At 63.7% G+C, this 23,911-nt stretch carries 20 protein-coding genes and 3 pseudogenes; 13 read left to right on the forward strand and 10 right to left on the reverse strand.

Annotated features, from left to right (window positions below; genetic code table 11):
* Positions 1-111: 111 nt before the first annotated feature.
* The 3 genes from AC1DQR_RS15435 (at position 112) to AC1DQR_RS15445 (ending at position 3,477) form a co-directional block, all read left to right on the forward strand.
* On the forward strand, positions 112-363 hold the full coding sequence (locus AC1DQR_RS15435) for a hypothetical protein (protein WP_477133296.1): 252 nt from the start codon (positions 112-114) through the stop codon (positions 361-363).
* A 258-nt stretch (positions 364-621) separates the two neighbouring features.
* On the forward strand, positions 622-1,503 hold the full coding sequence (locus AC1DQR_RS15440; RefSeq protein WP_416052900.1) for a GntR family transcriptional regulator: 882 nt from the start codon (positions 622-624) through the stop codon (positions 1,501-1,503).
* Positions 1,504-2,271: 768 nt separating this feature from the next.
* The gene (locus tag AC1DQR_RS15445) at positions 2,272-3,477 is read left to right on the forward strand and encodes a porin (RefSeq protein ID WP_477133297.1); all 1,206 of its coding nucleotides are present in this window, start codon (positions 2,272-2,274) and stop codon (positions 3,475-3,477) included.
* Positions 3,478-3,676: 199 nt separating this feature from the next.
* Here AC1DQR_RS15445 and AC1DQR_RS15450 read toward each other — a convergent pair whose 3' ends face one another.
* Genes AC1DQR_RS15450 through AC1DQR_RS15460 form a run of 3 tightly spaced genes read right to left on the reverse strand, consistent with a single transcriptional unit; the run spans position 3,677 to position 7,549 of the window.
* Complete coding sequence (locus AC1DQR_RS15450) at positions 3,677-5,923, reverse strand: xanthine dehydrogenase family protein molybdopterin-binding subunit (RefSeq protein WP_477133298.1); 2,247 nt, start codon at positions 5,921-5,923, stop codon at positions 3,677-3,679.
* A 10-nt stretch (positions 5,924-5,933) separates the two neighbouring features.
* Positions 5,934-6,407, reverse strand: a complete 474-nt coding sequence (locus tag AC1DQR_RS15455) for a (2Fe-2S)-binding protein (RefSeq protein ID WP_416052897.1) — start codon at positions 6,405-6,407, stop codon at positions 5,934-5,936.
* A 47-nt stretch (positions 6,408-6,454) separates the two neighbouring features.
* On the reverse strand, positions 6,455-7,549 hold the full coding sequence (locus tag AC1DQR_RS15460; protein WP_477133299.1) for an NADH:flavin oxidoreductase/NADH oxidase: 1,095 nt from the start codon (positions 7,547-7,549) through the stop codon (positions 6,455-6,457).
* Between the two features lie 174 nt (positions 7,550-7,723).
* Between AC1DQR_RS15460 and AC1DQR_RS15465 the strand changes: the two genes are divergently transcribed.
* Positions 7,724-8,641, forward strand: a complete 918-nt coding sequence (locus AC1DQR_RS15465; RefSeq protein WP_477133300.1) for an AraC family transcriptional regulator — start codon at positions 7,724-7,726, stop codon at positions 8,639-8,641.
* A gap of 196 nt (positions 8,642-8,837) precedes the next feature.
* On the opposite strand, the gene AC1DQR_RS15470 is transcribed toward AC1DQR_RS15465, so the two are convergent.
* The gene (locus tag AC1DQR_RS15470; RefSeq protein WP_416052894.1) at positions 8,838-9,734 is read right to left on the reverse strand and encodes a LysR family transcriptional regulator ArgP; all 897 of its coding nucleotides are present in this window, start codon (positions 9,732-9,734) and stop codon (positions 8,838-8,840) included.
* Between the two features lie 73 nt (positions 9,735-9,807).
* Here AC1DQR_RS15470 and AC1DQR_RS15475 point away from each other — a divergent pair, with 73 nt between their 5' ends.
* From AC1DQR_RS15475 to AC1DQR_RS15485, 3 genes are all read left to right on the forward strand, one after another.
* Positions 9,808-10,443 (forward strand): LysE/ArgO family amino acid transporter, encoded by a 636-nt coding sequence (locus AC1DQR_RS15475; RefSeq protein WP_416052893.1) that lies wholly within the window; start codon positions 9,808-9,810, stop codon positions 10,441-10,443.
* 387 nt (positions 10,444-10,830) lie between these two features.
* Positions 10,831-11,016 carry a hypothetical protein gene (locus AC1DQR_RS15480; protein ID WP_150986638.1) on the forward strand — a complete coding sequence of 62 codons (186 nt, stop codon included), beginning with the start codon at positions 10,831-10,833 and terminating at the stop codon, positions 11,014-11,016.
* Between the two features lie 390 nt (positions 11,017-11,406).
* Complete coding sequence (locus AC1DQR_RS15485; protein WP_477133345.1) at positions 11,407-12,285, forward strand: EamA family transporter; 879 nt, start codon at positions 11,407-11,409, stop codon at positions 12,283-12,285.
* Between the two features lie 35 nt (positions 12,286-12,320).
* Here the strand turns inward: AC1DQR_RS15485 and AC1DQR_RS15490 are convergent, their stop codons facing one another.
* Both AC1DQR_RS15490 and AC1DQR_RS15495 read right to left on the reverse strand, forming a co-directional pair.
* Positions 12,321-13,013 (reverse strand): GntR family transcriptional regulator, encoded by a 693-nt coding sequence (locus tag AC1DQR_RS15490; RefSeq protein ID WP_174424983.1) that lies wholly within the window; start codon positions 13,011-13,013, stop codon positions 12,321-12,323.
* On the reverse strand, positions 13,013-13,336 hold the full coding sequence (locus AC1DQR_RS15495) for a hypothetical protein (protein WP_477133351.1): 324 nt from the start codon (positions 13,334-13,336) through the stop codon (positions 13,013-13,015). The genes AC1DQR_RS15490 and AC1DQR_RS15495 overlap by 1 nt, the downstream gene beginning before the upstream one ends.
* On the opposite strand from AC1DQR_RS15495, the pseudogene AC1DQR_RS15500 reads away from it, so the two are divergent.
* A pseudogene (locus AC1DQR_RS15500) lies at positions 13,323-13,822 on the forward strand (acetate--CoA ligase family protein); the annotation flags it as partial. The gene AC1DQR_RS15495 and the pseudogene AC1DQR_RS15500 sit on opposite strands and share 14 nt — an antisense overlap.
* 140 nt (positions 13,823-13,962) lie before the next feature.
* A pseudogene (locus AC1DQR_RS15505) lies at positions 13,963-14,349 on the forward strand (fumarylacetoacetate hydrolase family protein); the annotation flags it as partial.
* A 109-nt stretch (positions 14,350-14,458) separates the two neighbouring features.
* Here the strand turns inward: AC1DQR_RS15505 and AC1DQR_RS15510 are convergent.
* Both AC1DQR_RS15510 and AC1DQR_RS15515 read right to left on the reverse strand, forming a co-directional pair.
* Positions 14,459-15,028 (reverse strand): cupin domain-containing protein, encoded by a 570-nt coding sequence (locus AC1DQR_RS15510; RefSeq protein ID WP_477133301.1) that lies wholly within the window; start codon positions 15,026-15,028, stop codon positions 14,459-14,461.
* 129 nt (positions 15,029-15,157) lie between these two features.
* Positions 15,158-15,400: a LysR family transcriptional regulator gene (locus AC1DQR_RS15515; protein ID WP_416052891.1), complete on the reverse strand. Its 243-nt coding sequence runs from the start codon at positions 15,398-15,400 to the stop codon at positions 15,158-15,160.
* Here AC1DQR_RS15515 and AC1DQR_RS15520 point away from each other — a divergent pair.
* From AC1DQR_RS15520 to AC1DQR_RS15535, 4 genes and pseudogenes are all read left to right on the forward strand, one after another.
* Positions 15,369-15,882: pseudogene (locus AC1DQR_RS15520) on the forward strand (MFS transporter); the annotation flags it as partial. The gene AC1DQR_RS15515 and the pseudogene AC1DQR_RS15520 sit on opposite strands and share 32 nt — an antisense overlap.
* A 212-nt stretch (positions 15,883-16,094) precedes the next feature.
* The gene (locus AC1DQR_RS15525) at positions 16,095-17,804 is read left to right on the forward strand and encodes an NADH-ubiquinone oxidoreductase-F iron-sulfur binding region domain-containing protein (RefSeq protein ID WP_416052890.1); all 1,710 of its coding nucleotides are present in this window, start codon (positions 16,095-16,097) and stop codon (positions 17,802-17,804) included.
* A 14-nt stretch (positions 17,805-17,818) separates the two neighbouring features.
* Positions 17,819-20,659: a formate dehydrogenase subunit alpha gene (fdhF, locus tag AC1DQR_RS15530; RefSeq protein ID WP_416052889.1), complete on the forward strand. Its 2,841-nt coding sequence runs from the start codon at positions 17,819-17,821 to the stop codon at positions 20,657-20,659.
* A 130-nt stretch (positions 20,660-20,789) separates the two neighbouring features.
* On the forward strand, positions 20,790-21,806 hold the full coding sequence (locus tag AC1DQR_RS15535; protein ID WP_416052888.1) for a zinc-binding alcohol dehydrogenase family protein: 1,017 nt from the start codon (positions 20,790-20,792) through the stop codon (positions 21,804-21,806).
* 167 nt (positions 21,807-21,973) lie between these two features.
* Here AC1DQR_RS15535 and AC1DQR_RS15540 read toward each other — a convergent pair whose 3' ends face one another.
* Together AC1DQR_RS15540 and AC1DQR_RS15545 are read right to left on the reverse strand one after the other, a co-directional pair.
* Positions 21,974-22,945 carry an alpha/beta fold hydrolase gene (locus tag AC1DQR_RS15540; protein ID WP_416052887.1) on the reverse strand — a complete coding sequence of 324 codons (972 nt, stop codon included), beginning with the start codon at positions 22,943-22,945 and terminating at the stop codon, positions 21,974-21,976.
* A gap of 187 nt (positions 22,946-23,132) precedes the next feature.
* The gene (locus AC1DQR_RS15545; RefSeq protein ID WP_416052886.1) at positions 23,133-23,741 is read right to left on the reverse strand and encodes a TetR/AcrR family transcriptional regulator; all 609 of its coding nucleotides are present in this window, start codon (positions 23,739-23,741) and stop codon (positions 23,133-23,135) included.
* Positions 23,742-23,911: the final 170 nt, after the last annotated feature.

The raw sequence follows: 23,911 nt of genomic DNA on the forward strand, positions 1-23,911 counted from the left end.
ATTTTATATTGTCGACAAAAATAAAATGCCGTATCATGAAGACGTTGCGCCCTCCCCGGAGGGCCATCGGAGAGAGCCGCGCATGCTTGGATGCCAAGGCGACAAGCTTCCATGTTCGGCGGGCCGTGCGCGCAGCCTTGGGTGAGGGGGGATATCATAATTAAAGACGATCAGTCAGCAGGCAATGGTCCGTACCTCCATCGGATGGGCTCGGCGATCTGCATGGGATTCTGCTGGCTCGCCGAGCGGCTCTCCTATGCCACGGCAGCGATGCTGTTGACCGATCTGATTGCGTGGGAAAATGACGGGTACATCGTGCGCAAATACCTGAACATCGATACGCCTCCCGGATCCGACGATTAGACGCCGTGGTTCAGCCCGTGGATTGAATCCAAGGATAATAATCCGGCTCTGCTTCCCCTATCTCTGCACCGGCGTGCGGCACCATGTTTCAGCGGTGGCCCGATGTCCCGATGTCCCGGGGGCCTGTAGCGGGCCTGCAAGGACGTCGTCCTGCGCAGGGCCTTGTTCTTTGGGGAGGCGTGCGACTGCCTGGACCAATGGTCCAGTTGGCTCCACCAGTATCCGCAATCTGCCCGATTCGCCACGTAAGGTAAGATCTTGGCGCTGCAAGAGGTGCGGTGCCGACCAAGGCCAGCACCCGACCCGTTCCCCAATCATCGGAAGGACTTACCACTCATGGGCAGGCTCAAGACTACCAACACGCCGGAACTGCAGTCGCTGCTTGCACCACAAACACCGCAGAATCCGGTCACGCTGGCTGTCGAGCAGGCGCTTATGCATGGACGCGACTGGTCGGCATCCGTAGCTGACCAGATCGCGGTACGGCTGGCGGGCCTGATTACGATCGACGTGATCCACGCAGGCCAGCGCTTGCTGGAGAAAGACATCAGCGAGGTCTTGGCTGTTAGCCGCGCTCCTGTGCGCGAGGCATTGCGCATCCTGGAGCGGGAGCGGTTGATTGAGTTCCGCCCTCGGCGCGGCGCCATCGTCACCGAGCCCAATGCCCAGGACCTGCGGGATATCTACGTCGTGCGGGACGCGCTGTTCGAGATTCTGCTCAGGCAGTTGATGGAAGAGCGCGCGGACGCGCTGGAAGCGTTGTTCGAGCAATTCATTCCGCAATTCAGCAAGGCCGCCGAGGAATCGGTAGACGCCTATATCAGCGTGACCTTCCTGGCAAACATGGCCATGGCAGATCTGTCCAGCAACCGGCTGGTAGGGGAGGTGCTGAACTCTATCTCGCTGCGGGTCCTGCGCTATGTGCGGCTGGGGCTCGCATCCCATCCCGGCTCGCTGGAGAATTCCTTCAAGACCTGGCGCGCTCTACAGCGCGCTGTAATCAAGCGGGACATTGAAGCGGTCTTGCAGACCGCGCACAAGCGCATCGGAAATTCCCGCGAAGCTGCCGTCCGTGCTCTGTCATCCGGCGCCCAGAAAGGCAAGGGCGCCGCTGCCGGCCGCAGCGCTGTGCCGGCGTAGGCCTTCTAAGCTCGCGCGGGCAAGCCTGCCCGCCATGGCTCTCCAGTTCCCTCTCTGTCGGCAGGCGGCCAGCGAAGGCCGCGATATCTGCTCGCGAGTATGGATCCCGTGAGGCTGCGGCTGTCCCACCGGGAGAAATCGGTGCGGGTTAGCAGAGTCTCAAGAGCCGCTGCGTGCCGAACAGGGCTATGCCCGAATCGACTCCCCCAGAACGGCACGGGCTCCTCGGACACGGCAAGACCGGCTGCTCAAACACCTGCTGTGCACGCGGGAGAACGAGCCAAAGCACTTGCCGATGCGCGCCACCTCAGGGCAATCTCCCAATGAATAAGCATAGCAGTGACCGCGGGGTCGCCTCAGAGCCGCGCGAAGGCCAACTGCTCGCGCTCGCGGCGTTCAACGCATTTCAGTCAATGTTATTTATGTCGACAAGAAATATTTCTGGCTGATATCATTGCCTGCACCCGAGGCCGGAATAGGGTGTTGATCGGTAAGGAACGCTACTGAAGCGCGCTGGCTGTGATCGAACGTTTCATGATGCGGATCGAACAAGGTGACCCGCGCGGAGATTCTCTGGTGGCGATGGTCGTCCTAGGGACAGCCGGGCTGGACACGAACGCTTCGGTCGCTGTGATCGCGGCAGCGAATGTGACTTTCGATCTAGTGGATCTAGTACGCGACCCCACTCCCATAGCGTTGCCGTAGTCGCGGTGCCACGGGTCAACGAGGACGCCAGGGGCGCAGAAATAAACCAAAGGAGAAGAGACAATGGGATCATTCAACAAGCGGCGCAAGATTCATGGTGCACTCATCGCTGCGGGCGCAATCTGCACCGGCGGCGCACACGCACAGAGCAGCGTGACGCTTTATGGCGTGGCGGATATGAACGTCGAGTTTGCTAGCCATGTTGGCGCGGTGCCCAATGCAGCCAACAAGTTCAATGCGGGCCCGTCAAACAATGTCTACCGCATGGACTCTGGCGGCCTGTCTGGATCGCGTTGGGGCTTGCGTGGCGTGGAAGATCTCGGCAACGGGCTGAATTCCATTTTTGTCTTGGAAAGCGGCTTTAACCTGGATGCCGGCACGTCGCAGCAGGGCGGCCGCCTGTTCGGTCGCCAAGCCTATGTGGGCATGCAAAGCTCGCAGTTCGGCCAACTGACTTTTGGCCGTCAGTACACGTCGATGTTTGAAGGTCTCGCGAACTTTGTACCCGCAGCCTTTGCCACGCAGTATGAACCGATCGTGATGCTGACAGGCGCGAACTTCCGCGAGGACAATACCATCAAGTACACCGGTCGGTTCGGCCCGGTCACCGCACTGGCACACTGGTCCTTCGGTACCGGCCTGGCATTGCCGACGACGGTGGCCAATGGTCCGCTTCTGGGTGGTAACGGTGAAGTCCCGGGCCAGTTCCGTCGCGATACCGGCTATGGCGCGGCTTTGACCTACATTTCCGGCCCTGTCGGCGTGGCTGTGGCTTACGACCAGTTCAACCCCACTGTGTCGAACCCCTTGAACGCGGCTGTCCTCGGGAGCGGAAATTTCAAGAAGGCGACGATCGCGGGAAGCTACGCGTTTGGCCCTGCAAAGATCATGGGCGGCTACCGCTGGGGTCAGAACAAGGACCAGAATGGCAGCCTGCTTGAACGCGACGACCTCTACTGGATCGGCGCCAACTACCAGGTGACGCCGGCGCTTGGCCTGACGCTCGAATACAACTATGACCACGTCAAGCGCTTTTTCGCGAACACATCGACCCCGAACCCATGGCAAGTTGCTTTCATCGCCGACTACGCCCTCTCCAAGCGAACTGATGTCTACTTGACCACGGCATATGCAAAGAACGCGGGCCTGGGACTGGATTCCGCGATGATCGCCTACGCGAACAGCCTTTCCCTTGGCAATAGCTACACACTTGCCAGCGGCCAAAGCAATATGCTCGGTGTCGCCGCAGGTATTCGCCACAAGTTCTGAGAGCCTGTTTGAAAATTCGCTGCAGATGTGTTCTGAAGGTGGGGTGTCGAAAGAAGAACATCGAGTGCGGCAAGCAATCACGGTAGGCAAGACGAAACGATGCCAAGGCGATCTGGTAGACGTGCAGCCCCGGCGTCTGCCAGATCAGCCCAGCGGGGTGTGCACACAGAGGAGACCGGAATCTCCCAACAACGTCCGATCAGGCCAAATTGAAGGGCAACTGCCGTTGTGGCTTGCCAGTGAGACGTGCAATGGCGTTGGCAAACGCTGGGACGAGCGGCGGCAGGCCCGGTTCGCCCATGCCGGTGGGTGGGTCGGCGCTGGGCACGATGTGAACATCGAATGCGGGGGTATCCGTGATGCGCGCCACGGTGAAGTCGCCGAAATTGCTTTGCTCGACGATGCCGTCCTTTAGCGTGATGGCCGAGCCTGCCATGCACATGGACAGAGCCATGACCGCCGCACCTTGCACCTGCGCCTCCACCGTCCGAGGATTCACTACCAGGTTGCAATGCACGCCAGCGGTAACGCGGTGCAGCACAGGACGGCCATCCCGCACCGCGGCCTCCACGACGTAAGCCACCACGGAGTCGAAGGACTCGTGAACAGCGACACCCCAGGCGCGGCCCGAAGGCAATTGCTTCCTGCCGTAGCCGCTCTTGTCCACCGCCAGTTGCAATGCGGCGCGGTGCCGCGGATTCTTGTCACCGAACAGGCCCATGCGGTACGCCACCGGATCCTGTTTGGTGGCGCGCGCAATCTCATCCAGCAAGGTCTCCATGACGTATGCGGTATGGGTGGAACCCACGCTGCGCCACCACAGAACCGGTACGTTTAGCTTGGGGTGGTGAACAGTCAGGCGCATCGGTAGCGGGTAGGGCGCGCGCATACCCTCCGTGGCCGTGGCATCGATGCCGTTCTTTATCTGGAATTCCCCAAACACAGTCCCGGTAGTGATGGATTGACCAACGATGACGTGGTCCCAGGCCAGCACCTTGCCGCGCTCATCGAAGCCGATGCGCGCGCGGTGCAGGTGCATGGGGCGGTAGTAGCCACCCTTTATGTCGTCCTCGCGGCTCCAGAGCGTGCGCACCGGCGCGTTCATGCCGGCGGCGCGAGCGGCCTTCGCGACCTCGCAGGCCTCGACCACATAGTCGCTTGTGCCCACGAAACGCCGGCCAAAGCCGCCCCCCGCCATTTGCACATGGATCTTCACCTGCTCGGGCTTGAGATCCAGCGCACGCGCGGCGGCGATACCGTCGAGACCCGGGCACTGGGTGCCGACCCACAGTTCGGCATGCCCGTCAGACAGTTGGACGGTGCAGTTCAGCGGCTCCATCGGTGCGTGGGCCAGGTAGGGGAACACGAACTCGGCTTCGAGCTGGTGCGCAGCGGTGGCCAGCGGTGCCATGTCGGCGTCGAACTGGCGCGGCCCAGGACGACGGGCCAGGTCGCGGTACTGGGCCAGCAACCGTTCGCTGTCCACTTTTTCCAACGCGCCCGTATCCCACTGCAACTTCAGTGCGTCGCGCCCCTGCTTGGCAGGCCAGTAGCCGTCGGCCACCACCGCCACGCCTTCGCCGCCGCGGTCCAGCGGCACGCGCAGCACGGCCCTCACCCCTTTGACGGCGCGCGCGGCGCTATCGTCCATCGTGTTCAGTCGGGCGCCGAACACTGGCGGATGCGCCACCACAGCGGTGAGCTGGCCAGGGAGATGCATGTCAATGCCGAAGTCCTGACGCCCACTGCTCTTGGCGCGCGCGTCGAGGCGTGTCGTGGGGCGCCCAATAATGCGGAAGTCCTGCGGGTTCTTGAGGGTGACGTTCTCGGGCACGGGCAGGGTCATGGCGGCCTCGGCCAGCTCGCCGTAGGTCAGCTTCCTGCTGCTCGGGCCTAGCACAGCCCCGGCCTGGGTACGCAGCGTCGACACGTCCATGTTCCAGCGAGCTGCTGCAGCAGACAGCAGCATCGCGCGGGCCCGCGCACCGAGTTCTCGGTACTGCGCGAAGCTGTTCTTGACCGAATGGGAGCCACCGGTAAGGTGAATGCCGAAGAGCGGGTCGACGTAGGCCGCGTCGTTCGAGCCGTGCCGGCTACGCACCAGGTTCCAGTCGGCGTCCAGCTCCTCGGCAAGAATCATCGGCAATGCAGTCTGTACGCCTTGGCCGAACTCAAGCCGGTTGATGGTCACCATGACCTCGCCATTTGGGGAAATCTGCACGAAGGCCAAGGGCTGCTGCGTCGGCTTCAGGGCATTCGTAGCCTGGCCGTTTCCGGTAGCTTGTCCTATCGCCAGATGGGGGAAGGCGCCGAGCGCCAGGCCGGCAGTGCCCGTCAGTTTCAGGAAACTACGGCGCGACAGCGTAGCGGCATTGTCGGCGCGGTCTCGCTCCAGCATGTGCTGAAGGGCGCGCGGCATGTCGCTGTAGTCAAAATTGGGCAACATGGCGGCTCCTTCAGGCGACGGACTTGGCGGCATCGGCCACCGCGGCACGGATGCGGGCGTAGGTGCCACATCGGCAGATATTGCCTGCCATGGCGGTATCGATCTCGGCGGCGGTTGGTTGCTTGCCGCGAGGTAGCGATTTCAGAAAGGCGATGGCGCTCATGATTTGCCCGCTCTGGCAGTAGCCGCACTGTGCCACGTCGTGCTTGACCCACGCCGCATGCACAGCGGTTCCGACCCGGTCGCTGCCATCGGTGGCGGCCTCGATGGTGCCAATCTTCTTGCCCTCAGAGGCTGAGATCGGCGTGATGCACGAGCGGATGGCCTGCCCGTCCAGATGCACGGTGCAAGCACCGCACAACGCGGCACCGCAGCCGAACTTCGTGCCGGTCATGCCAAGTGTGTCGCGTAGGGCCCATAGAATGGGCGTGCCGGGATCGGCGTCTACCGTGTGCTCACGGCCGTTGACGTTGAGTTTGCTCATGCTGGTTCGATTCTCCGTAGACTTTCATTCGCGCGAGCGTGCCGATCTCAATTGGCCCAGTTCTGCAACCAGAAGGCGTAGGGCGTGGGCAGCACCGACGCCGCATTATCGAGCTTGAGATCGCGCGCCGCATGGAACGGCCAATGCGGATTCGCCAGCAGGGTACGCGCTAAGAAGACGAGGTCCAGTTGCCCCTCACGAACGAAGGTGTCGGCCTCTTGCGCGCTGGTGATCTGCCAGCTCGTTGCCACTGGCAGACTGGTTTGCACACGAATCCGTTGTGCGTAGGGCACCAAGAAATTGGGCCCCCATGGCACTTGTTCTTCCGAGGTCGACAGGGCAAGTCCCGCGTCGACGAGATCCAGACCGGCATCCTTGAGCCACTTCAGGACCTGAACGGAATCCGTGAGCGTTTCGTCTTCGCGGCCGTCAAATTCCACAACACCCAGGCGCGCAGTTAGCGGAAGGTTTTCCGGCCATACCTTCCTCACTGCGGCCACTGTCTCGATCAGAAAGCGGGCGCGATTCTCCAGCGAGCCGCCGTAATGGTCGTCCCGCGCATTGGAGTGGGTGGACAGGAAGTTCTGCCCGAGAAAGCCATGGGCAAAATGAAGTTCCAGCCACTGGAATCCAGCCTGCAGGGCGCGGCGTGCGGCATCTACGAAGTGCTGCTGCGTGTGCTGGATGTCCTCTACACGCATCTCGCGTGGCATATGCGGGCTGGAGGGCATGAAGGGCAACGCGCTTGGCGCCACCGGTTGCCAGGCTCGCGGGTCCTTCTCGTTCAGCGGCGCACCGCCCTCCCAGGGCGGAGTGCAGCCGGCCTTGCGACCGGCATGGCCAATCTGGATACCCGCTACGGCGCCGGAGGCCTTGATGGCCTTGGCTGCAGATGCGAGGCCTGCAATGTGAGAATCACCCCACAGGCCCACATCGCCAGGCGTGATCCGTCCCTCCGGCGACACGGCCGTGGCTTCAACGATGACGAGTCCAGCGCCGCCGCGGGCCAGCGTCGCATAGTGACTTTGGTGCCAGTCGTTGAGGTGCCCGTCCTCAGCCATGTACTGGCACATGGGGGAGACGACGATGCGATTACGAAGGGTGACGCCCTTCAAGGTGTAGGGCGAGAAAAGGGACGGCATCTGGAATGCTCCGGGTAAGGATCAACGGGAGCCAGTTTGAGGGATCAGGCGTCGAAACCGTTTGCCAGATTCGCGCCACTTTTTACACAATCCGACGAATAGCGCGCCATCAGGGTAAGTTGGCTTGAGCCCGGTGCTAGACTCCGAGCAACAAACCGAGGGCCGAGAAGGGCGATGAACGCGAGCGACAGCAAGAGTATTCCCGTCAAGGCTGCCGGCATTGATGCCCTCGTGGAGGCAATCAGCCGGGTTGCCCAAAGTGATGGTGACTACTCCACTGCAATTTCAGGCTTGACTCTCCACCGCAGGAGCGCCGCCGCAGAACCCATGCCGTGCATCTACGGGTTCGGCCTCGGTGTTGTCGCTCAGGGCGGCAAGCAGGTCATGCTCGGTGATGACGTATTCAACTATGGTCCGGGGCAATCCATGTTGACCACTATCGACCTGCCGGTCGTGTCAAATGTGACCATCGCTACGCCGGCTGCCCCGTTTCTTGGCCTGATGCTGGCCATGGATCCGCGTGTCATCGTGCAACTGGCGGCCGAGATGGAATTGGCGCAGCCCCCGAAGGAGAGCCCGGACCGGGCAATTTCATTCAGTGACCTTGAGGCGCACGTTCTGGATGCGTTGATCCGTCTCGTTCGATTGCTCGATGAGCCAGAGCTGATACCCCAAGTCTCCTTGTTGATTCAACGGGAGATCGCCGTACGCCTGCTGGTGGGAGGCAATGGCCCGGCACTTCGAAAGCTGGTAGCGACAGGTTCGCCGAGTCAACAGATCGCCAGGGCGGTGGCCTGGCTCAAGTTGAATTTCGCTCAGACTCTGCACGTCAACAAACTTGCGGCGACTGCGCACATGAGCCCATCTACGTTTCGGCAGCACTTTCGCGCCATCACTGGCACGAGCCCGCTCCAGTACCAGAAGCAATTGCGTCTCCAGCAGGCGCGTCAGCTAATGTTCAGCCAAAACCTCGACGCGGGAAGTGCAAGCCTGCAAGTTGGGTATGAAAGTGCATCACAGTTCAGTCGAGAATATGCACGCCTTTTCGGCGCGCCTCCATTGCGTGATATTCAGCGGCTGCGCATTGGGTGAAAAGCAAACACTGCACGGTTTCCTGCCACGGTTTGCGCTCAACCCTGTCAGATCGGAAGAGCACAGTTCTGTCGTCCAGTGGTGCAGGTCAATCCGCTCAATTGCGGACCAGCACAGCACGCGTGCAATTCGGCGGAGTCAAGCCAAAAGCAGGCATGCATCCGAATCAGGTAACTCGCGTCTGACCTGGCGCCACTCAGGGCGGTAAAAGCGCGGCGCGGGCGGCGGCGAGAACCTCGCGATTCAAACCTTCGAGCAACCCTGACGCCGCGCGTGCGTGTTGCCAGTGAAGCGGTACATCAAGCGGGGTGTTCGGCACCAACTCGACCAATGAGCCGTCCTCAAGATGAGAGGCGATCAGTGCCTCCGGATGCAAGCCCCAGCCCATGCCAGTCAATGCTGCGCTCACAAAGGCGTGGGCCGAAGGCAACGTGTGCCGGGGAAGCTCCACGTGCCGATGGCACAAACGCCGCACCCACCGCGCCTGCAACTCATCTTTGGTGTTGAACATCAGGCTGGGCGCTAGTGCCAGGCTGCCGGCGCCCACGCCATCGCCGAAATGGCGCTGGATGAAAGCCGGGCTGGCGGCCGCCAGGTAGCGCATGGAGCCCAGCGGACGACTGTTGCAGCCAGCGGCAGGACGGGCTGTGGCTGTTACGGCGGCCAGCACTGCGCCGCTACGCAACCACTCCGTGGTGTGGTCCTGGTCGTCCACCGCCACCTCCATCAACACGGGACTTTCTGCCGCGAAGGTGGCGATGGCCGGCGCGACCCAGGTGGCCAGGCTGTCGGCATTCACCGCAATGGGCAGCGCTACCCGTGCCATGCCCTCCGGGGCAAGCGCCGGTAGCGCCCCTTGCAATTCCTGCTCGAGCAGCCGCACACGGTCAATGTGCTGGCAAAGCCGGCGGCCCGTCTCCGTGGCCCGGCAGGGCTGATCGCGCACCACCAGCGCGCAGCCTACGCGCTCTTCCAGCAGTCGAACGCGCTGCGAAATTGCCGATGGCGTTACATGGAGAGCGCGGGCTGCACGCTCGAAGCTACCCTCCCGAACCACGGCAGCCAGTGCGGATAGAGCGGAGTAATCCAGCATAAGTTAAGTTAGGCTAAACAGAATGAAGAAAAGGTAGTTTGTCTTCATTCGCTGGTGCAGGCAAGCTAGATGTATGAATACTTCGCTTGCCTTATCCGTTTCCCTCCAAGGCCTGGCCCTGAGTCTGGGGCTCATCGTGGCCATCGGCGCACAGAATGCATTCGTACTGCGCCAGGGGCTGCGTCGTGAGCATGTGGGCAGCGTGGTGCTGTTGTGCGCCATGGCGGACGCATTGCTGATTGCAGCGGGTGTCATGGGCATGGCTCAGGCATTGGGGGAGCGCCCCGGCCTAGCGCGTGTCCTGGCGCTGGCCGGTGCCGTCTTCCTGGCGGTATATGGATGGCAGGCACTGCGCCGCGCGCGGCATGCTCACCAAATGAAAGCACCTGACGGCGGTAGGGGTCTCAGCCGGGGTGCCGCATTGGCGCAGGCGGCGGCTTTCACGCTGCTGAACCCCCATGTCTACTTGGATACGGTGCTGCTGGTGGGCAGCATTGGTGCCCAGCAACCAGCAGCGCTACGGGGCTGGTTCGTGGCGGGAGCAAGCTCTGCCAGCCTGTTGTGGTTTGGGCTTCTCGGCTTTGGCGCGCGCTGGCTGGCGCCGTGGTTCGCCCGGCCGAGGGCCTGGCAGGTGCTGGATGGTCTCATCGGTACGACCATGTTCGTCCTGTCCGCTTTGCTGGTGCGTCACGTACTCCAAGGATTGTGAGGTGCTTTCAGGTGCGTCGAATAGGTAATGGCCCTGGCTGCAGCGGTTGAGAGGGGCTTGGCCGCTGTTGGCGGGGGCGGGGCGTCACAGAGCGCCATATCAGGCAGGCTATGGAGGCTATAGGGCACGTAGCAAGTCGTGTCGGAGAGCGGTAAATCGCAATAGCGATCAAAAAAGGCATAAAAAAGCGCATATAAGTTCATTGTTGAGCATAGTACGCCGCTTTTTCTGCTAGCCAAGAGTGGCTTGAGCAACATCTCATGATCGCGTTTCTCAGCATTCGCTGCGGTGCGCGGTACGTACTATCACCTAATGCTGCCGTGCGTCATTTCTTTTGCTACAATTAGGGAAAACCCGATAAGGGTTATCCCTGAAAGGAAGAAAGCCATGAACACCCAATCCGACATCAAGATGACCGACCAACTCGAGCGCGAATTGATCGAACGCGAACTTGGTCCCCGCAGCCCTGCCTTCGTCGACGACGTGAAGAGCGCCATCGCCGCTGTGCAATCCGTGCTGGGCCGCCTTCAGAATCAGGCTCGCAAGGCAAAGATCGTTTTCGCGAACGGCTGATCGCCCGAGCACCGACATCAAGAATCAAGAGTGAATGCTGCCGTAGTACGTCGTAGTTAACTGTTGTTGTTTGTTGTTGATATATGTAGTCTTGGTTTGGCGGCTGTCATGCTGCCCGTCGCGGCGATGCGCTAACGCATCTGTCCTGGCGAGGGATGGCAGATGCCATGTCAAACCGGCGCGGATCTCTTTCGCGCGGCAAAACCGGCCAACGCGTCGCTCCGAGGAGCGCAGCGCCTTTTGGCCGGTTTTTTTATTGGCGCTAGCTCCGTTGCGTACCTTTGTGAGATCGGCTCACAAGCCTTGCGAGTCATTTTCCTTTTGCGGGCGCACTGGATCGCGCTATCTTGAAGGCCCCTTGTGCTTTCTCCCGGTCTTCCCGTGCCCACCATCTCCTCCCGCTTGCTGCTCTGCCTGATGATTACCTACTTGGTATGGGGCACGACCTATCTCGCCATCCGTTTCACCTTGGAGAGCTTTCCGCCGTTCCTGATGATGGGTTCGCGTTTTCTCAGCGCCGGCTTGTTGCTGGCGCTGTGGCTGCGCTATCGCGGCGCCGCCATGCCGACCTTGCGCCAGCTGCGCAATTGCGGGGTGCTGGCTGGTTTCCTGCTGGTCGGTGGGATGGGGCTGACGGCGGTGGCGGAGCAGACCATCTCGTCCGGGGCGACTACCGTGATGATTGGTGCGATGCCGATCTTTGGCTTGTTCTGGGGAATCTGCTTTGGCGCGCGGCCGCGCTGGTACGAAGTGCTGGCCATTGCGCTGGGCAGCGCGGGCATCCTGGTGCTGACCGGCGGCGCGGAGTTCCGCGCGAGTGCCACGGGCGTCATGGCTTTGCTGGTGGCTATCGGCAGTTGGTCGTTTGGTTCGCAGATCGCCAGGCGCCTGGATTTGCCGCAGGGCGCGGTGGCGTTTGCCGCCGAGATGCAGCTGGGCGGGGCGATCTTGCTGGTTCTGTCCGTTGCATTCGGCGAGCCCTGGCCGCGGACGGTCAGTAGCCAGGCGTGGTGGGCGTGGGTCTACCTGGTGGTGGCTGGGTCGCTGGTGGCGTTTTCCGCCTATATGTACCTAGTGGCAAACGTATCGCCGACGAGTTCCTCAAGCTATGTCTACGTGAACCCGCCGGTGGCGCTGGCGGTGGGCGCGTGGCTGGGCAGCGAGCAGATTGCGCCGCAGACGTTCGGTGCGGTGGCGTTGATCCTGGGGGCGCTGGCGGTGCTTAGCCTGGGGACGTGGCGCGGGGCGCGGGCGATTGCGGCGACCTGAGTGAAGATTGCCGCCCGCATGCCAGAACTCAGGGCTCAGGACTCGGATTGTTCCTCGATCCACATCGATAGCCGCGCCTTGTACGCCTGCTGGATGTGCCGGCGCGTGATTTGCTCGGCTAGCGCGGGATCGCGTTGCTCCAGGGCTTCCACAAGTGCAATGTGCTCTTCGTAGGAGACCCGGGCGCGTCCCGGTAGCGCCAGCGTGGTGCGTCCCAGCAGTGCCATCGACTCGTGCAGCGAGCGCAAGGTCTTGAGCAGGTAGCGGTTGTGCGCGCAGCGGTGCAGCGTTTCGTGGAAGAGCCGGTTGTTGGCGGCGAGCTTGTCGGGCTGGTCGGTTATAGCCAGGTCGCGCTGGACGATGTCGCGCAGCAGCGAGATTTCCACATCGGTAGCGTGGCGCGCGGCCAGCGCGGCGGCGGTGCCTTCCAGCACCTCGCGCATGACATAGAGCTCGCTCACCATGCTGGCGTCGAGCTGGGTCACCATCATGCCCCGGTTAGGCTCGTTGACGACCAGGCCTTCGGATTCCAGCCGCGACAGCGCTTCGCGCACCGGCGTGCGCGACAGCCCCAGCGAGGCGGCTAGCTCTACTTCGCGCAGGCGGGTACCGGAGGGCAGCTGCCCGGCCTGGATCGCATTGCGCAGGTGCTGGTAGGCCCGCTCGGCGCGGGGCAGCGAGGCGTCGGGGCCGGTGCCGGCCGCGCCGGCTGGATCTGCGGAAATCATTAGGCGGGTGGGATCCCGTGGTGATTGTTCGTTGTTGTGCATTGTTGTGCGTTGATCTGCGTCGCACATGATACCCGCTCCAGGCTCGGCAACATCACGCCTGCGCTATGTCGGTTACCGGCAGCGCGGGCGGCAATCGAGGTGGCGTCCGCTGCCTGCCGGGCATCCGGTTCCACGCGGTACTGGCGCTCAGTGGGCAGATCTTGAAAGCGCGCGGCATGGCGCGGGAAGTTCGTAAAGCGGTTGATGAAAGTGTCTGATGTGCCATTTTGTGGTCGGTGTGTGGTGATTTGGGTATGCGGTAGGCCCAGCGTGGTGATCATCACCGGCGCCGGCGCCGGCGCCGGCGGCTCGGGCGTGTTGCTGTCGGACGCTTGCGTGGACAACAACCTGTCGCTGATGACCATGCCGGATGATCTCGACGCGGCGTTCCGCAAGTTCATCCCGCCGTTTGGCGCGGCGGGCAATCCAGTCGATATCACCGGCGGCGAACCGCCATCCACCTACAAGAACACCCTGCGCCTGGGCATGGAGGACCCGCGCATCCACGCCATCATCCTGGGCTACTGGCACACCATCATCACGCCACCGATGGTGTTCGCCAAGCTGGTGGTGGAGTGAAGGAGGAAATGGCGGCGCGCGGCATCGACAAGCCGATCGTGGCTTGGCTGGCGGGCGACGTGCAAGTGGAGGCGGCTGCCGAATACCTGTACGAGCACGGCGTGCCGTCCTACGCGCACTCGACCGAGATCCCGGTCGCGGTGCTGGGGGCCAAGTACAAGTGGGCCCGCGGCGCTGGCAAGATCTGATCGGAGCGCCATGCGGTAAAGCCGGGCCCGCCATGTGCGCATGCGTGGGCTAGGTTCTCGACAATGCAGCACAAGCGCGGATGCGGGCACCCTGGCGCACCCGCCAGAGGAGTTTGCGATGCAAACGTGGATTCGGTTCCAGACCGGTGACGGCGCATCCGCTATTCCTGATCAAGCCGGCGAGTTCGCTGGCGGGGCCGGGGCATGCCATCCTGTGGCCCCGCAGCGACAGCGGCAAGATCGTCTACGAGGGCGAGCTTGGCATCGTGATCGGCCGCCGATGCCGCAACGCGGCGCCGGACGATGCTGCGGCGCATATCTTCGGCTACACCGTGGTCAACGACGTCACCGCAGCCGAGCTGATTGCGGAGGCCCCGAATTTCCCGCAGTGGTGCCGTGCCAAGGGCTTCGACACCTTCGGCTGCCTGGGCCCCGTGATCGTCACCGAGTTCGACTGGCGCGCCGCCAGCGTGGTGGCGCGGATCGACGGCGCGCGGCGGCAGAACTATCCGCTGTCCGACCTGATTCGAGGGCATCGGATCGCTGGTCAACCACATGCGCGGATAGTCGAGAGTTCGGGCGCTGGCATCCAGCAAGGAACAAGGCAAGCGCCGGTTCTCGCCTTGTTGTTCCGCGTCAGAGCGGCAGCGTCATCAGCAGGGTGAGGGTGGACGTATCGCGCAGGCCGATCCGCGCCATCGCGCGGCGCAGGGCAGCCGTGGCGGCACCGCAGGCCTCGCCAGTGCGGTTGGTGAAGTTCAGCCGTGCCAGCACGCGAGTGGCAAAGCGCAGCGTGACCGGGACCTGCTTGCGGCAGAACGCTACCTTGCGCACATAGCCATCGACCTCCCAGAACCAGGTCGTGTTGGCAGGGAAATAGCCGATATCGCCGGCCCGCAGCACATGCACGCGCCCGGTGGCGCTGGTGACCCTGACCTGGCCTTCCAGGATCAGCACGGTCTCCTCCCAGCCGTAGTACCACTCAAACGTGCCACCCGTGCATTCCCACACATTGGTGGATGCCAGGCCGTCAATCGCGCGGGAATGCTGCGCGGCGCGCGATTGCGGGGCACCGGTGCGGATCCAGGTGGGTTCGATCGGGCAATTCTGCATCGGCAAATCGCCGGTGCTGGCGAAAGCCCCTTCGCGCTGCTGCGCGAGCGTGCCGGCCGGCGCGTCGGCCCCGAACATCGTTTGTGACCCCATGGCTGCCTCCTTGTCTTTGATTGGTAGGAAGACATTAGCGAGTCAGGCATCCCTGAAATGTGCGGTGACGCACTTTCGGCGCGATTTTGGTGCATGGCGCGGGCCCGCCGGGGAAAGAGGCGCCGTTGCTCAGTTGGCCTGAAGCGCCATGGCGTGCAGGTAGTCTGCCTTCTTGTCAAGGATCAGCCGGCTGAGGAAGCCGGCATCGTAGGCCTTGAGCAGGTGCGCGTGATACTGCTCGATATAGCGCGCGATGCGGCTGTGCTCGCATTCGATGCCGCATAGCCAGGCGTACATCTCGCTGTCCCAGCGAAAACGCAGGCCAAGCTCGGTGAACGCGGCGTTGCCCGCGCTGACTTTCGCCCTCACCATCGACCGCGTGCTCAATGGGCTGACGCGTCCCTTTTTTGGCTGGATCTCGGACAACATCGGCCGGGAGAACACGATGTTCCTGGCCTTTGCGATCGAGGCGGTGGGCATTCTGCTGCTGGCTAAGTACGGGCAGGATCCCATCGCCTTCGTGGTGCTGACCGGTGTCGTGTTCTTCGCCTGGGGGGAGATCTACAGCCTGTTCCCGGCAACCTGCGGCGACACCTTCGGGCCCAGGTTTGCCGCCACCAATGCTGGCCTGTTGTACACCGCCAAGGGCACGGCTGCGCTGCTGGTGCCGTTCTCCAGCGTCATCACCGCTGCCACCGGCGACTGGCGCGCGGTCTTCATGCTGGCCTCGGGCATGGCGGGGCTGTCCGCCTTCCTGGCCCTGTTCGTGCTCAAGCCAATGCGCGAAGAAATATGTGCATGCCAATACCGCCGCGCCGATGGGATATCGCGCGGTGCCGGAGGACCTGACCTGACGGGCTTGCCGGCTTGGATCGGCGCGGCCAATGCGCCACGGGAATAGGGATATGATCGAAGGCGAAAGTGAAAACGAAACCCCTCTCGCGACTCCCGCTGCATGTAGCGAGGCCGCGTGCAGTGCAAGATAAGACCAGAGCGGCGGGCAAGCACTTGTAGCGCTTGCCCCGTTGCCATCCGGCACCCCAAGAGACAGCTTTTCGAGAATGCCATGAACCAGGTCGTCATTCCCATCGCGGTCCAGGATATCGGCAAGGCGCGCAAGCGCCGCCAGCCAAAGGGGCGGCAGCCTGACCCGGCAGCCTTGGCCGAAGTCCAGGCCATCCTGGGCGACGCACCGCGCCGGCGCGATCTCCTGATCGAGCACCTGCATGCCATCAACGACCACTACGGCCAGCTGGCGATCCCGCATCTGGTGGCGCTGGCGCAGGAGATGGGGTTATCGATGGCGGAGGTCTATGAGGTCGCCACTTTCTATCATCATTTCGATGTGGTACGCGAGGATGCGGATGGYGGCATTCGGCCGCCGGCCTGCGTGACGGTGCGCGTGTGCGAAGGCATCGCCTGCGAGCTGGGCGGGGCGCGCGACCTGCTCGCCCGGCTGCCGGCCCTGCTGGGCAGCGACGTCAAGGTGGTGGCAGCGCCCTGTATCGGCCGCTGCGAGCGCGCGCCCGCCGCGCTGGTCGGGCAGAACCCGGTGGATGTTGCGAGCGCACAGACCATTGTGGACACGGTGGCCGCACGCGCCGTGCATCACGCGCCCGGAGCCCATCTGGGCTATGACGACTATCGCGCGCAAGGGGGCTATCGTTTGCTGCGCGCAGTGGCCTCGGGTGAGCGTGATTCAGAATCCTTGCTGCGCACGATGGAGGATTCCGGCTTGCGCGGGCTGGGTGGCGCGGGTTTTCCCACCGGGCGCAAATGGCGGATCGTGATGGCGGAGCCTGCCCCGCGCTTGATGGCGGTCAACCTGGATGAGGGCGAACCCGGTACTTTCAAGGACCGCGTCTACCTGGAGCGCGACCCGCATCGCTTCCTCGAAGGCATGCTGATCGCCGCCGCGGTGACCCAGGTCAGCGCGATCTACATCTACCTGCGCGACGAATACGCAGGCTGCCGTGCCGTGCTTGGCGAAGCGCTGCGCCGACTGCAGGCCGACCCGCCGATCCCGGATATGCCGGAGATCCAGCTGCGGCGTGGCGCTGGCGCGTATATCTGCGGCGAAGAGTCCGCCATGATCGAATCGATCGAAGGCAAGCGCGGCATGCCCAGGCTGCGCCCGCCCTATGTGGCGCAGGTCGGCTTGTTCGGCCGGCCCACGCTGGAGCACAATTTCGAGACCCTTTACTGGGTCCGCGAGATCCTTGAAAAAGGCGCGGGCTGGTTCGCCGCACAGGGACGCCATGGCCGGCACGGGCTGCGCTCGTTCTCGGTATCGGGGCGCGTGAAACTGCCCGGCGTGCACGTGGCGCCGGCGGGGATCACCGCGAGTGAGCTGATCGAGGAGTACTGCGGCGGCATGCAGGACGGCCATGGCTTCTATGGCTACCTGCCGGGCGGCGCCTCGGGTGGCATCCTGCCGGCGTCCCTGGGCGATATTCCGCTGGATTTCGATACGCTGCAGCCCCACGGTTGCTTTATCGGATCGGCCGCCATCGTGGTGTTTTCCGAGCAGGACAGCGCGGTGGCCGTGGCGCGCAACCTGATGCACTTCTTCAAGCATGAATCCTGCGGACAGTGCACACCATGCCGTGTGGGCACGGCCAAGGCGCTGGATGTGATCGCGCAGCCGAAATGGGACCTGGCCGCGCTGGCGGACTTGTCTGCGGTGATGCGGGATGCGTCGATCTGCGGGCTGGGGCAGGCCGCGCCCAACCCGGTGGATTGCGTGATCAAGTACTTTCCCCAGGAACTAGCCTGATAAGCGAGGGCGATATGAATGCACTGACCCGCGCCGAGCGCGCGCAAGTGGATGCCTGCTCGGATACCACGGTGACGTTCCGCCTGAATGGCCGGGATGTGTGCGCAAGGCCTGGCGAGAGCTTGCTCAAGGTGGCGCAGCGCGAGGGGTTCGACATCCCGCACCTGTGCTACAAGGACGGCCTTGACATCGCCGGCAACTGCCGCGCCTGCATGGTGGAGATCAAGGGCGAGCGCGTGCTGGCGCCGTCGTGCTGCCGCTACCCTGCGCAGGGCATGGAGGTGCTGAGCGCCTCCGAGCGCGCGCTGCACGCGCAGCGCATGGTGCTGGCGCTGCTGCAGTCCGATATGCCCGAGGCACGTTACACGCGCAACAATGCGCTGGATCATTGGTCGGCCCGGCTGGACGTCGGCAAGCCGCGCTTTGCGCCGCGCGCCGCCGTGCCGGCCGATTTGTCCCATCCAGCCATCGCCGTCAATCTCGATGCCTGCATCCAGTGCACCCGCTGCGTACGCGCTTGCCGCGAGGAGCAGGTCAACGATGTGATCGGGCTGGCCTTTCGCGGCGACCAGGCCGCGATCGTGTTCGACATGGGCGACCCGATGGGCGCCTCCACCTGCGTAGCCTGCGGGGAGTGCGTGCAGGCCTGCCCGACCGGCGCGCTGATGCCGGCTCGCGACGCCGCGTTGCCGGTGCCGGATCGCCAGGTGGAATCGGTCTGCCCGTACTGCGGGGTGGGCTGCCAGCTCACCTACAACGTCAAGGACAACCGCATCCTGTTTGTCGAAGGGCGTCCTGGGCCGGCCAACCAGATGCGCCTGTGCGTGAAGGGCCGCTATGGCTTTGACTATGCTCAGCATCCGCACCGCCTGACGGTGCCGCTGGTGCGGCGCGAAGGCGCCCCCCCCAAGCGGGGCGATTTCGTGATGGATCCCGCTCGCGTGATGGATGTGTTCCGCGAAGCCAGCTGGGATGAGGCCCTTGCGCTCGCTGGCATCAGCCTGACGGCCATCCGCGACACGTACGGCAAGCGCGCGCTGGCCGGCTTTGGCTCCGCCAAGGGAAGCAATGAAGAGGCCTACTTGTTTCAAAAGCTCGTGCGCACCGGCTTCGGCAGCAATAACGTGGACCATTGCACGCGGCTTTGCCACGCGTCGTCGGTGGCGGCGCTGCTCGAAGGCATCGGCTCGGGCGCGGTTTCCAACCCGGTGATGGATGTGGCGCGTGCGCAGGTGGTGATCGTGATCGGCGCCAATCCAACGGTGAACCATCCAGTGGCGGCAACCTGGATCAAGAACGCGGTAAAAAATGGCACCAAGCTGATCGTGGCCGATCCACGCCGCTCCGACCTGGCGCGCTTCGCCCATCGCTTTCTGCAGTTCGAGCCCGATACCGATGTGGCGCTGCTCAACGCCATGATGCATGTGATCGTGGCCGAAGGACTGGTCGATCAGGATTTCATCGCCAGCCGTACCATCGGCTACGAGGAGCTGCAGCGCAATGTGGCGGCCTACAGTCCGGAGCGGATGGCGCCGGTTTGCGGCATCGATGCCGACACCATCCGCTATGTGGCACGGCTGTATGCCAGTTCCAAAGCCTCGATGATCCTTTGGGGCATGGGGATCTCCCAGCATATCCACGGCACCGACAATGCCCGCTGCCTGATCGCCCTGGCGCTGATGACGGGGCAGATCGGCCGGCCGGGCACGGGGCTGCACCCACTGCGCGGCCAGAACAACGTGCAGGGCGCCTCCGACGCCGGACTGATCCCGATGATGTATCCGGACTACCATCGTGTCGACGATCCCGAGGCTGTTGCGCGCTTCGAGTCGTTGTGGGGCATGCCGCTGGATCGCCAGCCGGGGCTGACCGTGGTCGAAGTGATGCAGGCCATCGAGCGGGGCGAAGTGCGCGGGATGTACATCATGGGCGAGAACCCGGCTATGTCGGATCCCGATGCCCAGCATGCGCGCGAGGCGCTGGCGGCGCTGGACCACCTGGTGGTGCAGGATATCTTCCTGACGGAGACCGCCTACCTCGCCGATGTGGTGCTGCCGGCTTCGGCGTTCCCTGAGAAGACGGGCACCTTTACCAACACCGACCGCACGGTGCAGCTTGGCCGCCAGGCGATCGATCCGCCCGGGCAAGCGCGGCAGGACCTGTGGATCATCCAGCAGATGGCCGCCAGGCTGGGGCTGGACTGGTCGTACGCGAGCGTGGCCGACGTGTTCGACGAGATGCGCCATGCCATGCCCAGCATCGGCGGCATTACCTGGGAGCGCTTGCAGCGGGAGGACGCGGTGACCTATCCCTGCCGCGCTGAAGGCGACCCGGGGGAGCCGGTCATCTTTACGGACGTGTTTCCGACGGCTTCGGGCCGAGCCCGATTCGTCCCTGCCGACATCATTCCCGCGGCCGAGCGGCCCGATCAGGAGTACCCGGTCGTGCTCATCACCGGCCGGCAGCTCGAGCACTGGCATACCGGCAGCATGACCCGGCGCGCGGGCGTGCTGGATGCCATCGAACCGGAGCCGGTGGCGCTGGTGCATCCGCTCGACCTTGCCGCCATCGGTGGCCAGCCGGGCGACGTGGTGACGCTCGCATCGCGCCGGGGCCAGGTATCGCTGTTTGCCCGGGTGGACGACGGTACGCCGCGTGGCGCGGTGTTCGTGCCGTTCTGCTATTACGAGGCTGCCATCAACAAGCTGACGAACGCGGCGCTGGACCCCTTTGGCAAGATCCCGGAATTCAAGTACTGCGCGATCCGCATCACGCTGGGTGGCGAGGTGCCGCGGCAATCCAGTTTTGGGGGCGGACAGATTCTTGCGGCGGGCAGCAAACAAGGAGATGGCTAGATTGTCCGGAAAATCGGGAAATTGATTGTTGGATTTTCCGGCTAATCAATGCACGGCAACGAGGCTACGCTGTGGCCATGGCGCAATCCCGTGCCGCAGAACCTGCTTGATTGACTTGATGGAACCCGCAATGAAAGCCGTTGGCCTGACCCGTTACCTGCCGATCGACGACCCGCAATCCCTGGTCGACGTGGACATCGCCACCCCCGTGCCCGAAGGCCGCGACCTGCTGGTCAAAGTAGCGGCCATCTCGGTCAATCCCGTGGATGCCAAGGTGCGCGCGCCCAAGGACAAGGTCGAGCCCGCCACGCGCGTGCTCGGATGGGATGCGGCAGGCACGGTGGCCGCGGTGGGTCCGGATGTCACCCTGTTCAAGGTGGGCGACCCGGTCTTCTACGCTGGCAGCATTACCCGGCCTGGCGCCAATAGCGAGTTCCACCTGGTGGATGAGCGCATCGTCGGCCATAAGCCTGCATTGCTCGATTTTGCCCAGGCCGCCGCCTTGCCGCTGACCGCCATTACGGCGTGGGAAGCCTTGTTCGATCGCCTGGGCGTCTCGCCGCAGGGCGAGCATGCCGGGCGCTCCGTGCTGGTCATCGGCGGGGCAGGGGGCGTGGGCTCCATTGGCATCCAGCTGGCCAAGACGCTGGCGGGGCTGACGGTCATCGCCACCGCGTCGCGGCCGGAGTCGGCTGCCTGGTGCCGCGAGCTGGGCGCTGACCACACCATCGATCACCGTGGCGACATGCCGGCCCAGTTGCGCAARCTCGGGTTTGCCGAGGTCGACTACATCCTGTGTTTTAACGACACGGACCGCCACTTTGCTGCCATGGCGACCGTGATTGCGCCGCAAGGCAAGATCTGCTCGATCGTGGAGAACAGCGGCCCGCTGGCCGTGGGCGACCTGAAGAGCAAGAGCGCCACCTTTGTGTGGGAGTTCATGTTCACCCGCTCGATGTTTGGCACGCCGGACATGATCGAGCAGTATCTCTTGCTCAACGAGGTGGCACGGCTGGTCGATGCCGGCCGGCTGCGGACCACGCTGGGCGAGAACCTCGGGCGGATCGACGCGGCCAACCTGCGCCGCGCCCATGCCATGCTGGAGAGCGGGCGGACCATCGGCAAGCTGGTGCTGGAAGGGTTTTGATGCAGGGTTCTGACGCGTCTCCAAGGAGGAGACCGGCGGGTGAGGTGCCAGCCGGCCTTCCTTTTTTGTTTAATCAGCAATTAACCGCCAAGATCTGACCCAAACCGCCAGCGGCGATTTTGTGGCATGCCACAAAATCGCTGCCGCAAACAGGGTTTCGGCGTCACTCAGGCATCGGCCTGCGCTTGCATCCTGCGAGTTACCTCGGCAAGCCCGGGCGCGTTCGCGGCGCCGTGAATGAACGATACCGCCCGCGCGATGACCTGCGCGTCGTGCAGGACACGGCGATGGCCCAGTCCGTCCGTGGCCATCAACTGCGCGCCAGGCCATGCACCGGCAATGGCCGCGCCGCTTTCCCAGCCCACTTCCTTGTCTTGCCGGTCGTGGATCACCAGCGTGGGCGGCACCGGGCGGGCGCGCCCGATGGCCGGGACGTTGAAGGCAGACCAAGGCATGCCCAACCAGCGCTCGCTGTTGCGCTGCATACGGGCCAGTACGCCGGGGCCAATGCCGAGCTGCCAGGCTAATGCCGCGGCGGCAGTGTGCATGTCGGCCGGCGGCCCGATCATCACGGCAGCCTGCAGATGCAAGCCTTCGCGCACGGCCAGCGCCAGCGCGGCGCTGCCGAGCGAATGTGCAATCACCGCGTGGATCGGTCCGGCGTGCCACGCCGTGGCCAACAGCGAATGTGACATTTCCACAACAGAAGTCTGGCCCGCGCCGCGCGCACCCGCGTCGGAGCCGCCGTGCGATAGTGCGTCAAAGGCGACCACGCGCATGCCAGCCGCCAGCAGCGGCGCAACCAGCGGCTGCCACTGGGCGGCATGGCCACCCCAGCCGTGGGCCAGCAAGACGGTTGGCCCGGTGTTGCCCCATCGATAAACGCGCACACGCCGGCTCGCTCCCTGGCCGGTCACGAGCGCCCAGTCCGCGCGCGCACGGTCAAGCAGCTCGCGGCCAGCGCCATCCGGGCCGTTGCCATGGGGCGGACGGAACCATGCGTGCTCGAGCGCGCGCGCCACGCCGGCCGGATAAAGCAGCTCGGCCAATTGCCAGCCAAGGCGCCCCAAGCGTATTGGCGCCCTGGTTCTCGGCGCTGCCCGGCGGTTCTTGGTGGATGAGTAAATCGCTTGCGTCACGGCGGTCACCTCCAGCGAAATCTTCTGGCATTCCGGGTCGGGTCATTGGACCGGGGTGATACCCCTCTGAAAGACCGACCAGTCGTGCTATTTTTTATTTCAAAAAAAGACGACATCCTGCCGTCTCGAAATTCATCCCGATCTGTCTCGCGGAGGGCGTCTCGCGCAGGTGCCTCCGCGCCCTTGGCTACTTGCACACGGGTTGCGCAAGCTCGGCGCGGCGGAGCAGTGCCTCGAACGCCCGGCGGGCCATGGTCTCGGTGTCTTCACGACCCAGCAGCTTGTAAGACTGTTGAAAGGACATGCCGATGCCGACCATCTCGAAGGCGAACTGCCGCGCGTCTTGTGCCGGCGAAAGATCGCCTTCCTCGATCGCGTCGGTCACGGCCCTGGCGATGAGGCTGTGCCAGTCTTTCAGCGATTGCACCACCTGATCCCTGACGGCACCGGGGCGGTCGCGGTATTCCTGGCCTAGCGCCATGAACAGGCAGCGGCCTTTATTGACGGATCCACCGAGCCAGAGCATGTACCCTTCGAAGAGGGCTTGAACCCGGCGCGTGCCGCGCGGCAGGCGCATGGCCGGCCTGATGACGATGTCCGAAAAGCGCTCGAGGGCGAGCGCCAAAACTGCCTGCTGCAGGGCCTCCTTGGACTTGAAATGCGCGTAGAGCCCGCTCTTGGACATGCTGGTGTCGGCGGCCAATGTGGCGAGCGACAATTGCTCGAACCCGACCTGGGCGGCGGTGTCCAGGGCCTGCTCGATGATGGCTGCGCGGGTAAGTTGTCCTTTCTGCATGCCGAAAGAATAGCACGACCGGTCGTATTGTCAACCTCGCGCTTGTGCGTCCTCGTCAACCTATTTCACTGCCGCCCGTTATGTCACCACGGAGGCAGATAATTGTGCTTTATCGGACCTATTGACAGGCTAGGATTAGCCTGCGCAGGGTGCCAACAAGAAATCTGCAC

It is taken from the genome of Cupriavidus sp. 05L411 (genome assembly GCF_056398045.1).

Coding starts and splice junctions, on each gene's coding strand:
- AC1DQR_RS15435 (WP_477133296.1), top strand. CDS start 112: ATGTTCGGCGGGCCGTGCGCGCAGCCTTGGGTGAGGGGGGATATCATA.
- AC1DQR_RS15445 (WP_477133297.1), top strand. CDS start 2,272: ATGGGATCATTCAACAAGCGGCGCAAGATTCATGGTGCACTCATCGCT.
- AC1DQR_RS15450 (WP_477133298.1), bottom strand. CDS start 5,923: ATGTTGCCCAATTTTGACTACAGCGACATGCCGCGCGCCCTTCAGCAC.
- AC1DQR_RS15455 (WP_416052897.1), bottom strand. CDS start 6,407: ATGAGCAAACTCAACGTCAACGGCCGTGAGCACACGGTAGACGCCGAT.
- AC1DQR_RS15460 (WP_477133299.1), bottom strand. CDS start 7,549: ATGCCGTCCCTTTTCTCGCCCTACACCTTGAAGGGCGTCACCCTTCGT.
- AC1DQR_RS15465 (WP_477133300.1), top strand. CDS start 7,724: ATGAACGCGAGCGACAGCAAGAGTATTCCCGTCAAGGCTGCCGGCATT.
- AC1DQR_RS15470 (WP_416052894.1), bottom strand. CDS start 9,734: ATGCTGGATTACTCCGCTCTATCCGCACTGGCTGCCGTGGTTCGGGAG.
- AC1DQR_RS15475 (WP_416052893.1), top strand. CDS start 9,808: ATGAATACTTCGCTTGCCTTATCCGTTTCCCTCCAAGGCCTGGCCCTG.
- AC1DQR_RS15480 (WP_150986638.1), top strand. CDS start 10,831: ATGAACACCCAATCCGACATCAAGATGACCGACCAACTCGAGCGCGAA.
- AC1DQR_RS15490 (WP_174424983.1), bottom strand. CDS start 13,013: ATGATTTCCGCAGATCCAGCCGGCGCGGCCGGCACCGGCCCCGACGCC.
- AC1DQR_RS15495 (WP_477133351.1), bottom strand. CDS start 13,336: ATGATCACCACGCTGGGCCTACCGCATACCCAAATCACCACACACCGA.
- AC1DQR_RS15510 (WP_477133301.1), bottom strand. CDS start 15,028: ATGGGGTCACAAACGATGTTCGGGGCCGACGCGCCGGCCGGCACGCTC.
- AC1DQR_RS15515 (WP_416052891.1), bottom strand. CDS start 15,400: ATGGTGAGGGCGAAAGTCAGCGCGGGCAACGCCGCGTTCACCGAGCTT.
- fdhF (WP_416052889.1), top strand. CDS start 17,819: ATGAATGCACTGACCCGCGCCGAGCGCGCGCAAGTGGATGCCTGCTCG.
- AC1DQR_RS15545 (WP_416052886.1), bottom strand. CDS start 23,741: ATGCAGAAAGGACAACTTACCCGCGCAGCCATCATCGAGCAGGCCCTG.